Origin of the sequence: Bilophila wadsworthia ATCC 49260 (genome assembly GCF_000701705.1) — a bacterium.
In the GTDB taxonomy this organism is placed as follows: domain Bacteria; phylum Desulfobacterota; class Desulfovibrionia; order Desulfovibrionales; family Desulfovibrionaceae; genus Bilophila; species Bilophila wadsworthia.
Window position 1 is genome coordinate 1 of record NZ_JNJP01000094.1, and the last position, 12903, is coordinate 12903.

The 12903-nt window shown below is 61.4% G+C and carries 11 protein-coding genes; 5 read left to right on the forward strand and 6 right to left on the reverse strand.

Features of this window, described 5'->3' with window-relative positions:
- Positions 1 to 290: 290 nt before the first annotated feature.
- The 5 genes from lepA to T370_RS0118915 form a co-directional block, all read right to left on the reverse strand.
- Complete coding sequence (gene lepA / locus T370_RS0118890) at positions 291 to 2096, reverse strand: translation elongation factor 4 (protein ID WP_005028211.1); 1806 nt, start codon at positions 2094 to 2096, stop codon at positions 291 to 293.
- Positions 2097 to 2398: 302 nt separating this feature from the next.
- A complete protein-coding gene (locus T370_RS0118895; protein WP_005028212.1) occupies positions 2399 to 3073 on the reverse strand; it encodes an amino acid ABC transporter permease in 675 nt (224 codons plus the stop codon).
- Positions 3074 to 3076: 3 nt separating this feature from the next.
- On the reverse strand, positions 3077 to 3943 hold the full coding sequence (locus T370_RS0118900) for an amino acid ABC transporter ATP-binding protein (RefSeq protein ID WP_005028213.1): 867 nt from the start codon (positions 3941 to 3943) through the stop codon (positions 3077 to 3079).
- An 11-nt stretch (positions 3944 to 3954) separates the two neighbouring features.
- Positions 3955 to 4644 (reverse strand): amino acid ABC transporter permease, encoded by a 690-nt coding sequence (locus T370_RS0118905; protein ID WP_005028214.1) that lies wholly within the window; start codon positions 4642 to 4644, stop codon positions 3955 to 3957.
- A 388-nt stretch (positions 4645 to 5032) separates the two neighbouring features.
- Complete coding sequence (locus T370_RS0118915) at positions 5033 to 5785, reverse strand: ABC transporter substrate-binding protein (protein WP_005028215.1); 753 nt, start codon at positions 5783 to 5785, stop codon at positions 5033 to 5035.
- A gap of 492 nt (positions 5786 to 6277) precedes the next feature.
- On the opposite strand from T370_RS0118915, the gene speA reads away from it, so the two are divergent.
- The 5 genes from speA (at position 6278) to T370_RS0118940 (ending at position 12597) form a co-directional block, all read left to right on the forward strand.
- The gene (gene speA, locus T370_RS0118920; protein ID WP_005028216.1) at positions 6278 to 8200 is read left to right on the forward strand and encodes a biosynthetic arginine decarboxylase; all 1923 of its coding nucleotides are present in this window, start codon (positions 6278 to 6280) and stop codon (positions 8198 to 8200) included.
- Between the two features lie 221 nt (positions 8201 to 8421).
- A complete protein-coding gene (locus T370_RS0118925; protein ID WP_005028217.1) occupies positions 8422 to 9609 on the forward strand; it encodes a saccharopine dehydrogenase family protein in 1188 nt (395 codons plus the stop codon).
- Between the two features lie 359 nt (positions 9610 to 9968).
- Positions 9969 to 11189 (forward strand): carboxynorspermidine decarboxylase, encoded by a 1221-nt coding sequence (nspC, locus tag T370_RS0118930; protein ID WP_029436669.1) that lies wholly within the window; start codon positions 9969 to 9971, stop codon positions 11187 to 11189.
- The gene (locus tag T370_RS0118935) at positions 11189 to 11941 is read left to right on the forward strand and encodes a tRNA lysidine(34) synthetase (RefSeq protein WP_005028219.1); all 753 of its coding nucleotides are present in this window, start codon (positions 11189 to 11191) and stop codon (positions 11939 to 11941) included. The genes nspC and T370_RS0118935 overlap by 1 nt, the downstream gene beginning before the upstream one ends.
- Complete coding sequence (locus T370_RS0118940; protein WP_029436670.1) at positions 11938 to 12597, forward strand: acyltransferase; 660 nt, start codon at positions 11938 to 11940, stop codon at positions 12595 to 12597. The genes T370_RS0118935 and T370_RS0118940 overlap by 4 nt, the downstream gene beginning before the upstream one ends.
- An 80-nt stretch (positions 12598 to 12677) precedes the next feature.
- Here the strand turns inward: T370_RS0118940 and T370_RS25775 are convergent.
- Positions 12678 to 12903, reverse strand: a 226-nt coding sequence (locus T370_RS25775) for a hypothetical protein (protein ID WP_211250536.1), incomplete at its 5' end; no start/stop codon positions are given.

A 12903-nucleotide genomic window follows, 5' to 3' on the forward strand; every position in this document is an offset into this window, starting at 1 on the left:
GAGGGAAAACTTTTCTGAAGAAAAGCTTTTCCCTCCCTTCCCCAAACCCCATCCCTCCCTTTCCAAAGACTTTCGGTTTTATTGAATCCCCTTCCCGGGGTCCCTGTGGGCGGAAGGTTGAGCGGGTGCATTGGCTTCTTGGTTTCCGGCATAGATGGAAAAGAAAAAAGGGCTACGTAGATTAGCCTGTTGGAATGGAATGGCTCAAATAAGAAAAGGACAGATTTCGAGAATCTGTCCTTTTCTTTTGTTATGGAATCGGGAGGAGGTATGCCCCCTCCAATTGCTTTCTACTCGTCCCCGACCTGCAAGGCGGCGAGGAAGGCCTCCTGGGGCAGCTCGACGTTGCCCATGCGCTTCATGCGCTTTTTGCCTTCCTTCTGCTTTTCGAGGAGCTTGCGCTTACGGGTAATGTCGCCGCCGTAGCACTTGGCGGTTACGTTCTTGCGGAGCGCGGAAATGGTTTCGCGGGCGATGACCTTCTGGCCGATGGCGGCCTGAATCGCCACTTCGAACATCTGGCGCGGGATGGTGCGCTTGAGCTTGAGGGCAAGCGCACGCCCGTAGGCGTAGGATTTGTCCTTGTGCACGATGACCGCGAGGGCGTCCACGGCTTCGCCGTTCAGGAGGATATCCAGACGCACGAGGTTCGAGGCCCGGTAGTCGATCACTTCGTAGTCCATCGAGGCGTAACCGCGCGTGGCGGACTTCAGGCGGTCGAAGAAGTCGAACACGATTTCCGCAAAGGGCAGCTCGTAGGTGATGACGACGCGGTTCTGGGCCAGATACCCCATGTTCTTCTGGATGCCGCGCTTTTCCTCGCAGAGCTTCATCACGTTGCCGACATAGTCGCTCGGGACATGGATGTCGATGCGGACGTAGGGCTCATAGAGGTTGGTGATGCGGGCGGGATCGGGGAGCTTCGACGGGTTGTCGATTTCCGTGGTCTTGCCGTCCGTCGTCTCCACCCGGTAGATGACCGAGGGTGCCGTGGCGATGAGGTCCACCTGGAATTCGCGTTCGAGGCGTTCCTGAATGATTTCCATGTGCAGGAGGCCGAGGAAGCCGCAGCGGAAGCCGAAGCCGAGGGCCTGCGAGGTTTCCGGTTCCCACGAGAAGGCCGCGTCGTTGAGCTGGAGTTTTTCCAGCGCGAACTTGAGCTGCTCGTAATCGCTCGGATCGGACGGGTAAAGGCCGCAGAAGACCACCGCCTTCACTTCCTTGAAGCCGGGCACGGCCTCGGCGCAAGGGCGTTCCGCCAGCGTGATGGTGTCGCCGACCTTGGCGTCGCCCAGTTCCTTGATGTTGCCGCAGAGGAAGCCCACCTCGCCCGCGGAAAGCTGATCCATATCGCGGGACTCGGGCGAGAACACGCCGAGCCGGATGACTTCGTAGGTCTTCTTCGTGGCGAACAGCTCGATCTTGTCGCCTTTGCGGAGCGTCCCGTCCATGATGCGGAACATGACCACGACGCCCTGATAGGAGTCATACCACGAGTCGAAAATGAGTGCCTTGAGCGGCGCGTTGGGGTTGCCCTCGGGCGCGGGCAGGCGCTCCACAATGGCTTCGAGCACGTCGGGCACGCCGTCGCCGGTCTTGGCGCTGACGGGCAGGGCTTTGGAGCAGTCCAGCCCGATGTCTTCTTCAATTTCGGACTTCACCCGCTCCACGTCGGAACTCGGGAGGTCGATTTTGTTGAGGACCGGGATGATCTCGTGGTTGTGGTCGAGGGCGAGGTAGACGTTGGCGAGCGTCTGCGCCTCCACGCCCTGCGTGGCGTCCACCACCAGCAGCGCGCCTTCGCAGGCCGCCAGCGAACGGGAGACTTCATAGTTGAAGTCCACGTGGCCGGGCGTGTCGATGAGGTTCAGCAGGTACTGCTTGCCGTTTTTCGACTTGTAGGGGATGCGGACGCTCTGCGCCTTGATGGTGATGCCGCGCTCGCGTTCGATGTCCATGCGGTCAAGGTACTGGTCGCGTTTTTCGCGTTCCGACACCAGCCCCGTGATCTCAAGGATGCGGTCGGCGAGCGTCGACTTGCCGTGGTCGATATGGGCGATGATGCTGAAGTTGCGGATATGTTCCTGTACGGGCATTGAAGCATGTCCTTTTTTCGAGAATGGGTAGTGCCTCCGGCGGCAAGGGGCTGCCGCCCCTTGGCCCTGCTTGGGGGGAATGATTCCCCCCAAACCCCCTCGGTTATGGAAACGCGAGAGGTTGAGGCTTTATGTCGGTTGTGTCGTTTTCTTAAAAAATGGAATAAACGGCGTCGCCGTTTATTCTGTGGGTAATGGAACCTCGTTGTGTCGTTTCCGTTTACGCCGGGGTCCGGGGGGAGGCTCTCTCCCCGGCGGAGTCTGAGGCGGAGCCTCAGCGGGTGCAGGGCGGCGCCCTGCGCTTACTTTTTCCCGAAGCCGGGAATGGCGAACTTGCGTTCGAGCTTCTGGAGGAACCACGTGGCGAAGGAGACGAGGACAAGATAGTAGATGCCCGCCACAATGTAGACTTCCGTGGGCCGGAACGAACGCGAAACAAGTACCTTGGCCTCGCCGGTAAGCTCGATGCAGGTGATGATGTAGGCGAGGGAGGAATATTTGATCAGATAAATGATTTCGTTGCCGCAGCCGGGCAGGGCGCGCCGGGCGGCCTGCGGGATGACCACCCAGAGGATGGTCTGCAGCTTGGTGAACCCGAGGGCATAGGCCGCCTTGATCTGCCCCTGCCGGATGGAGAGCAGCGCGCCGCGGACGTATTCCGACTGGTACGCGCCCGTGCAGAGGATGAAGCCGAGCACGGAGGCGGGATAGGGCTCGAGGTAAATGCCGAGGTTGGGCAGGCCGAAATAGAGGATCATGAGCTGCACCACGAGCGGCACGCCGCGGAAGATGGTGGTGAAGCCGTTCCCGAGGCTGCGGAGCCATTTGGGGCCGAAGACGCGGGCCACGCCGGTGAGGACGCCGAGCACGAACCCGATGGTCGCTGAGGGCACGATCAGGGCGATGGACATGACGAGCCCCCGGTTGAGCGCGGGGAGGACCGTCTGGAAGATGAAGTCGGGATCAAGCCACTGCATCGTCTAGTCCTTTTTCGGGGCGTCGGGGATCATGGACGATTCGCTGCCGTCGTCGGTGATGTCGTGGGACAGGTCGCCGGTGAGGAGTTCGCTGACCGTGGGCCCGTCGGATTTTTCGGTGCCGCGCAGGTCGAACAGCTTGCCGCAGAAATCGCTGGTGCGCGTGCCGGAGCCGGGGGCCAGCAATACGTCGGGCGCGCCCTGCTCGATGATCTTGCCCTGTTCCATGAACAGGATGTCCGTAGCGAGGGCGCGGGCGAAATCCATCTGGTGCGTGGCCATGATCATGGTCATGCCGCCGTCCGCGAGGTCACGGATAACCGAGAGCACTTCGCCGACAAGCTCGGGGTCGAGGGCGGAGGTAGGCTCGTCGAGGAGCATGACCTTGGGGTCCATGGCAAGGGCGCGGGCAATGGCGACGCGCTGCTTCTGCCCGCCGGAAAGCTGGGCGGGGTAGAGCGCGGCGCGCTTGGCGAGTCCCACGCGGCTGAGTTCGGTCAGGGCGCGGTTGCGGGCTTCGGCCTTGTTGCAGCCCATGACCTTGCGCAGGGCGATGGAGACGTTCTCCTCGGCGGTGAGGTGATCGAACAGGTTGAAGTCCTGAAAGATCATGCCGACCTGCTGCCGCAGGGCGCACAGTTCCCTTGTGTCGCGGGCGTTGACCTTCTTCCCCTCAAGCCAAATGTCGCCGGAGTCCGGGGGCAGGAGGTAGTTGAGGCACTGGAGGAACGTGCTTTTGCCGGCACCGGAAGGGCCGATGACCACTTTCACGTCGCCTTTGTGCACATCGAGGGACACGTCGTTGAGGATCGTTTTGCCGCCGAGTTTCTTGACGATGTTGGTGGCGCGCAGGATAGGGGTGGTGTTCATGGTGACGTGCCTCACATGGAGCCGCTGACGGCGTAACCGGGAATATGGACCTTGCGTTCCAGCACGCGGAGGATGTGCACGCCCACAAGGGTGATGCCGAAGTACAACAGGCCTGCCGTAATGTAGAGCGGCAGGTGCTCGTAGGTCCGCGAGGCCACGAAGTGGGTGCGGGCCATGATTTCCGGGGTCCCGAGGACGAAGCACAGGGCCGAGTCCTTGAGCAGGATGGAAAATTCGTTGGACCAGCCGGGGATGGACAGGCGCAGGGCCTGCGGAAGGACGATATGCCGGATGGCCTGCCCGTCGTTCATGCCGAGGGCGCGGGCCGCGCGGAACTGGCCCACCGGGAGCGTCTCGATGGAGCCGCGGAAAATCTGGGACTGGTAGGCCGCGCTCGCCATGCCGAGGACGAGGCAGGACGCCGTGATGGTGGACAGGTTCAGGCCGATGACCTCGAACAGCCCGAAATAGAAGAGGAACAGCAGGAGCAGGATGGGCATTCCCCGGAAAAACCACACGTAGACGCCGATGAGGCGGCGGATGAACGAAGGGCCGTACACCTGCAGCACGGCGAGGGGAAGGCCGATGCAGAACCCAAGCGCCAGAGATCCGATGACGGTGATGAGGGTTACGACGCTGCCCTGAAGGATGTAGGGCAACGCGTTGAGAATAACCGGGATTTTGTCCACTATTTCCAGCATCTCGACTCACGGAATGGGGGTTGAGGGTCAAAGCGTTCCCAAATGGGAATGCCTGAACGCCGAACGCATGTCCGGCGCGCCGCAACACGGCGTGGATTCCGCCGAAAACGGTGTTTTCCGGCTGAATGGATTTTGAAGCGTAGCGCCTTTCAAAGGAAACACGCTCTGCGCGGGGCCCGTAGAAGGGCTTGCGCGCCCGGAACCGGAGGGTCTGGGCGGATGCCGAAGACCGCGCCCGCTCCGCGAAAAGCGTTCTAGCATACGCCAGTCTTCCCGAAGAGGGAAGCCCTGACAACAAGGCGGCGACGGCGGAGAGAGGCCGCGTCGCCGGTCTTGCGTAAGCGCGTCGAAAACGCCGGGGGCCGTGCGGCCCCCGGCGTGAGCGTCATTACTTGTTGCCGAGGTACTTGGCCTGGAGTTCCTTCCAGTAGGGATCGGCCTTGAGGAGCTTGTAGCCTTCGTTGACGAGCTTCATGGTTTCGGCGTCGTCCTTGCGGATGGCCACGCCGAACTCGTCGGAACCGAACACGCCCACTTCCTGCACGGGCTTGCCCTTGCGCATGGCGTCTTCGGCGGGGGCGGCGTCAAGGCCGATGGCGTCGATGCGGCCGTTCAGAAGGTCTTCGATGGCCATGGGGCCGGAGTCATAGAAGCGCAGCTGATAGTTGTACTTCTTTTCGGCCTGCGCCTTCTGGAGCATTTCGTGTTCGTTGGTGCCGCGCTGGACGCCGAGTTTGATCTTGCCGTTGTAGATCTGGTCTTCGGTGACCTTGGAGCCCTTCTTGGTGATGAAAATCTTGCGGATGGTCCAGTAGGGATCGGAGAAATTCGCCTGCGCCTTGCGTTCGGGGCTGATGCTCATGCCGGAGCAGACCATGTCGATCTTCTTGGCGAGCAGGGCGGGGATGATGCCGTCCCAGTCCATCGGCTTGTGCTCCACGGTAAAGCCCATCTTCTTGGCGATCCAGTTCATGGAGTCGACGTCGAACCCGGCGGGCTTGCCGGTTTCGTCCACGTAGGCGAACGGAGGATAGTTGGCGTCGATGCCGTTGATGAGGTGCTTGCCGGCGGCCAGGGCGGGGGCGGCAAGAGTGATGGAGAGCAGCAGAGCTCCGAGCCAACGAAGAGCAATCCGTTTCATTTTTTCCTCACTGAGGGTTGGGCGTGGTCAAACCTGCACCTAAAACCGGACAGGAAAACACAAGACGATTCCGGAAGCGGCCGAAGCGGAAGTCCGGCTGATTCCAAACCTTTCTCCTAGCACAGATATTTTTGCCGCGCAATCATGCCGCGCCCGGACGGCCCCGTTCCGCCGGGGTGCGGAATCCTTTGCGAAAACGCGCCGCTCCGCACGGAGGGCTGGGCTCTGGCTTGTTGACAATATTGTCTTTTTGACGGTATATTCCAAACAGTATCTGACTGTTTTTCGTACGCGCAGGCCGCCCCGGTTCCCCCGGATTTTCTCCCGAGGAACGGGGCGTTTTCCTTCCGGAGCGTATCGTTCGCCAAACGGCGCGGAAATGTCACCCCGCAGCCGCATGGGCGGCGTAGGCTTGGAACGCGTTGCGATGGCTGTGTCACGGGGCAGGGGTCCCGCGCCTGTTCAACCGATTACCTTGAGAGGTTCCGTTACGTGGCGATAAAACGCACTCTCCAGCAATGGAGTGTGGAAGATTCCACCGAACTGTACGGCATCCGTAACTGGGGGGCCGGCTACTTCGGCGTTTCGCCCGAGGGCGATGTCGTGATTTATCCTTCCGGCGAAAACAAGGGCGTGGCCGTCAGCGTCCCCGAGGTCATTCGGGGTATGCGCGAGCGTGGCTACGACATGCCGGTCCTGTTGCGCATTGAAAACATTCTTGATTCGCAGATCACCCTGCTGCACGAGTCGTTCCGCAAGGCCATCGCCTCGCTCGGCTACAAGGGCGAATACCGCGGCGTCTTCCCCATTAAGGTGAACCAGCAGCAGCATACGGTCGAGAAGATCGCCCAGTTCGGCTCGCGCTTTCACCACGGCCTCGAAGTCGGTTCCAAAGCCGAACTCATTTCCGCCATTTCCCAGCTCAAAGACCCGGAAGCCTGCCTCATCTGCAACGGCTACAAGGACGAGGAGTTCATCGACCTCGGCCTCTCCGCCGTACGCATGGGGTTCAAGTGCATTTTCGTCATGGAAATGCCCGGCGAGCTGGAGCTGATCCTCGAACGCTCCGCCGCGCTCGGCGTGCGCCCGCTCCTCGGCGTGCGCGTCAAGCTCATCACCAAGGGCAGCGGCCACTGGGCCGGTTCCTGCGGCGAACGCTCCGCCTTCGGCCTGACCACGGCGCAGGTGGTGGATATCGTGGACACCCTGAAGCAGCACGACATGCTCGACTGCCTCCAGCTCCTGCACTACCACCTTGGTTCGCAGGTCCCCAACATCCGCGACATCCGTACCGCCGTCATGGAGAGCACCCGCGTCTATGCGGGCCTCGTGCAGGAAGGCGCGAAGATGGGGTATCTCGACCTCGGCGGCGGCCTCGCCGTGGACTACGACGGCTCGCACACCAACTATGTGAGCAGCCGCAACTATTCGATGGACGAATACTGTACCGACGTCGTGGAAGCGGTCATGACCATCCTCGACCAGCAGGGCATCGAACACCCGCACATCGTTACGGAATCGGGCCGCGCCACCGTGGCCTACTATTCCATCCTTCTGTTCAACATCCTCGACGTGAGCATCGCCGAAACGGGCGAGAGCATCCCCGATGTCCTGCCCGAAGACGTGCCGGAACCGGTGGTCAACCTCCGTGAAGTCTTGCAGGGCCTGTCCGTCCGCAACCTTCAGGAGTGCTACAACGACGCCGTCTACTACCGGGACGAAATGCGCCAGCTGTTCATAACCGGACGCGTTACGCTCCGGCAGCGGACGCTCGCGGACAAGTACTTCTGGGCGATCATCAACCGCATCGCCGAGGAAAAGGAAAAGCTCAAGCACACGCCCAAGGAACTCGCGGACATCGACAGCACGCTTGCCGACATCTACTACGGCAATTTCAGCGTGTTCCAGTCACTCCCCGACGCGTGGGCCATCGATCAGCTGTTCCCGGTCATGCCGGTGCACCGCCTGACGGAATTCCCGTCCCGCAAGGCGGTCATTTCGGATATCACCTGCGACAGCGACGGGCGCATCGACAAGTTCATCGACCCGCAGGGTATGCGCACTTCCCTCGATCTGCATCCCCTTGTGGACGGCGATGAATATTATCTCGGCGTGTTCCTTGTGGGCGCGTATCAGGAAACCCTCGGCGACCTGCACAACCTGCTCGGGGACACCAACGTCGTGTCCATCCGCATCAGCGAGGACGGCTCCTACCAGTTCGTCCGCGAGATACGGGGCGACTCCGTGGCCGACATCCTCGACTATGTGGAATACGATCCGCGGCGCATCCTCGAGGATCTCCGTGAAGCCGCCGAACGGGCCGTACGTGAAAAGCGAATCACGCCCTCGGAGCGTTACAAGATCCTGCAAACCTTTGAAGACGGTTTGCGCGGCTATACGTACTTCGAGCGGTAGGAGGACCGGGGGACGCCGTCCCCCGGCCCCTTGACCCGGCTATTGGTTGACGGCTGTTTGGGTGGCATAACGATTTTTTGTTGCATAGCAGTCCCCGGAGGGGCTTTCCCCGAAGCGCACGGCATACCGTGGCGGGAGCGGCGCAGCCGCTGCCGCCTTCGCGCTGAGGGGGCGGGAGTCATTCCCCCAGCCCGCCGGAAGGCATTCAAAAGGAGAAAAGAATGGCACGAGTTCTTATTATCGGCGCGGGCGGCGTCGGCAGCGTTGTGGCGCACAAGTGCGCGCAGAATCCCGAAGTTTTCACCGAGATCATGCTGGCGAGCCGCACGGTTTCCAAGTGCGACGCCATTGCCGCGAGCATCAAGGAACGCACGGGCCGCATCATCGAGACGGCGCGCGTGAACGCCGACGACGTGCCCGAGCTGGTGGCGCTGATCAAGCGCTACAAGCCCGTCATGGTGATCAACGTGGCCCTGCCGTATCAGGATCTCACCATCATGGACGCCTGCCTTGAAGCGGGCGTGCACTACATGGACACTGCCAACTACGAACCGCTGGATGTGGCGAAGTTCGAATACAAATGGCAGTGGGCCTATCAGCAGAAATTCAAGGACGCCGGACTGATGGCCCTGCTCGGCAGCGGTTTCGATCCCGGCGTGACCAACGTGTTCGCGGCCTATGCCCAGAAGCACCTGTTCGACGAGATCCACGTCCTCGACATCATCGACTGCAACGCGGGCGATCACGGGCAGCCCTTCGCCACGAACTTCAACCCGGAAATCAACATCCGCGAAGTGACCGCCAAGGGCCGTTACTGGGAACGCGGCGAGTGGGTGGAAACCGATCCGCTTTCGTGGTCCATGACCTACGATTTCCCGGACGGCATCGGGCCCAAGAAGTGCTTCCTCATGTACCACGAGGAGCTTGAATCCCTCGTCCAGAACCTCAAGGGCATCCGTCGCGCCCGTTTCTGGATGACCTTCTCCGAGAACTACCTGAACCACCTCAAGGTGCTCGGCAACGTCGGTATGACCGGCATCGAGCCCGTGGAATTCCAGGGCCAGCAGATCGTGCCCATCCAATTCCTCGGCAAGCTCCTGCCCGATCCGGCCTCCCTCGGCCCGCTGACCAAGGGCAAGACCTGCATCGGCTGCGTGATGAAGGGCGTGAAGGACGGCAAGGAAAAGTCCGCCTACATCTACAATATCTGCGATCACGAAGCCTGCTACGCCGAAGTCGGCAGCCAGGCCATTTCCTACACCACCGGCGTGCCCGCCATGATCGGCGCCATGATGATGGTGACCGGCAAGTGGATGCAGCCCGGCGTCTGGAACATGGAACAGCTCGATCCCGATCCGTTCATGGAGCAGCTCAACCTCCGCGGCCTCCCTTGGGTCGTGCAGGAGTAGTTTGGAATTGGAAGGCTGATTGAGAAAGACTTGGAGGGGGCGGGGGAACTTTTCTGAAGAAAAGCTTCCCCCGCCCCCTCCAAACCTCCCCCACCCCTTCCAAAGACTTTTGTAAAGGTCGATGCCGGGCTGGGCGGCTTGTCGTCTGGCCCTTATCAATGCGTCCCCCGGTGTTTCACCAAAAAGAACCCCCTCGCAATTGCTCCCTCAAGGCCCGCCGGGAAAGCTCCCGAACAGGGATTCGATAACGTCGAAAGTCTTTGAAGGAGGAGAGGAGGGGGTCGGGGGAGGGGAGGAGGAAACTTTCTCCAGAAAGTTTCCTCCTCCCCTCCCCCGATAAACCCATTCCCCCACTTCCTATGACCGAAACCTATCTTGAACAGTTGAAGCCGGAGCGGTTCCCGTCGCCGGGCTTCGTTGTGGACGAGGCGAAGCTGCGTTCGAACGTGGCGATTCTGGACGAAGTGCAGCGGCGCACGGGCGCGAAGATCCTGATGGCCCTGAAATGCTTCGCCATGTGGGACGTTTTCCCGATCATTTCCCGCAGCGGGGAAGGCGCGCTGTACGGCTGTTGCGCCAGTTCGCCCGACGAAGCCCGGCTTGCTAGGGAATGCTTCGGCGGCGAAGTCCATGCGTTCGCGGCGGGCTACTCGGAAGCTGACATGGTGGAACTGCTCGAAACGGTCGATCATGTGCTGTTCAATTCCTTCGCGCAGTGGGAACGCTTCAAGGGCATGGTCGAAGCCAAGAATGCCGGACGCGCGACGCCCATCGAATGCGGCATCAGGGTGAACCCCGAGCATTCCGAGGGCGCTGTGCCCATGTACGATCCCTGCGCTCCGGGCTCCCGGCTCGGCGTGCGGCTGCGGGAGTTCGAGCGTTTTGCGTCCGCCGGGGGCTGCCCCGCCCAGACGCCGCCTCCCGGCCTCAAGGGGCTTTCGGGGCTGCATTTCCATACCTTGTGCGAACAGGGCGCGGACGCGCTGGATAGGACGCTCAAGGCGTTTGAGATGAAGTTCGGGCGGTACTTGAAGGGCCTCAAGTGGATGAACTTCGGCGGCGGCCACCATATCACCAAAGAAGGCTACGACATTGACCTGCTCTGCAAATGCATCGAGCGGGTGCGTGACCGCTACGGAGTGCAGGTCTACCTTGAGCCCGGCGAGGCCGTGGCCCTGAACGCGGGCGTGCTGGTGTCCACCGTGCTCGACGTGGTGCGGGCGGATATGCCCGTGGCGATTCTGGACACTTCGGCGGCGACGCACATGCCGGACGTTCTGGAAATGCCGTACCGCCCGATGGTCATTGGTTCCGGCGAGCCCGGCGAAAAGCGTTGGAATTGCCGTCTTGCGGGCAAGTCCTGCCTCGCGGGGGACGTGATCGGCGAATACAGTTTCGACGAGCCGCTCAAGGCCGGGGACAGGCTGGTCTTTACGGACATGGCGATTTACAGCATGGTGAAGACCACGACTTTTAACGGTCTGCGTCTGCCCTCCATCGTGCGCTGGAACCCGGAAACCGACGGGACGCGGCTTGTCCGGGAATTCGGCTACGAAGATTTCAAGATGCGGTTGTCCTGATGTCGAAAGAAAAGCTCTCCTATGCGCAGCAGGTCTGCGTCAAAAGCGCGGGAAAGGCCATGCAGCGCACCGGGATGGTCGGCCCCGGCGCGAAGGTCGGGGTCGCCGTTTCGGGCGGCGTGGACAGCTGGGTGCTGCTGGAAGTGCTCCGGCGGCGCCAGCGCATCGTGCCGTTCCGGTTCGACATCATGGCGATCCATCTGAATCCCGGCTTTGATGCGGAAAACCACGCGCCGCTCGTCGAGTATCTGGCGAAACACGGCGTTGCGGGCCACATCGAAGTCACGGATCACGGCCCGCGCGGGCATTCGCCGGAAAACCGCCGCAATTCCGCCTGTTTCTACTGTGCCATGCTGCGCCGCACCCGGCTGTTCGAGGTATGCCAGCGGTACGGGCTGACCCATCTCGCCTTCGGGCACAACGCCGACGATCTGGTTACGACGTTCTTCATGAACCTTGTCCAGAACGGGCGCGTTGAGGGCATGGGCATGTGCGACGACTTTTTCAAGGGGGCGCTTAAAGTCATCCGGCCTCTGCTTCTGGTGGAAAAGCCGGATATCATCAAAGCGGCGCGGCGCTGGGAGCTGCCCGTCTGGTCGAATCCCTGCCCTTCCGCCGGGAAGACCAACCGGGCGAATTTCCAAGCCAAGATCGACGCGCTGCACGGCGGCGACAAGATGCTCAAGACAAACCTTTTCAACGGGTTGTGCCGCTGGCAGCTGGCGCAGTCCGAAAGCGGGAACAAGGCATGATCGGCAAACTCCGCAAGGCTATCGAGCGCAAGCTTTCGGTTCAGGACGTTCTTTCCTACTCCGCGATCACGTTGCAGCGCCACTGGTCGAAGGATTGGGGCACGCTGGCCCTGCGGCTCAAGGCGTTGCTGTTCGGCGTTGAGGTCGGGCCAGGCGTTACGGCGTGCGGTTCGGTGATCCTTGGGCGGTGGCCCGGCAGCCATATCCGCCTCGGCGCGGGGTGCAGCCTGATTTCCTCCTCGCGGCGCGCCACTGCCTCCACGCTGTACGCGCCCGTCCGTCTCCGCACCTATGCGCCCACGGCCCGCATCGATCTGGCGGAAGGCGTCCAGCTCAGCGGCACGGCGATCACGGCGCGCTCGTGCACCATTTCCATCGGCAAGGATACGATGGTGGGCCCGAACTGCGTGATCACGGATTCCGATTTCCACGCGCACTGGCCCGCCGAGACGCGGCACATCGAACCGGCCTTTGAGCTGGATCGCGGCGTATCCATCGGCGCGAACGTCTGGATCGGCATGAATTCCCTTATCCTCAAGGGCGTGACCATCGGGGATGGGGCCATAGTCGCCGCCGGGTCCGTCGTCGTCCGTGACGTCCCTCCAAAGGCCGTCGTCGCCGGGGTACCCGCCAAGGTTGTGAAGGTTGGGGAGTGATGGGAAGCATTGGGGAGGGGAAGGGGAAACTTTCTCTAGAAAGTTTCCCCTTCCCCTCCCCAAACCCCACCCCATCCTCTTCAAAGATTTTCGTAAGGGTCAACGGCGTGGCGGGCGGCTTGTACGGCTGGCCCTTGGCATTCGTCTCCCGGTGACTTACTAAAAGAAGAGAAAAAGTTTTTTCCAAATCCGTAGAAAAGAAAATGCCTTTTTTCCAACTCCGTGCGCCCACCAAACTGTTTCAGGGAAAGTTGCGGAGAGGGATTCGATAAGGTCGAAAGTCTTTGGAGGATGAGGGGAGGGGGC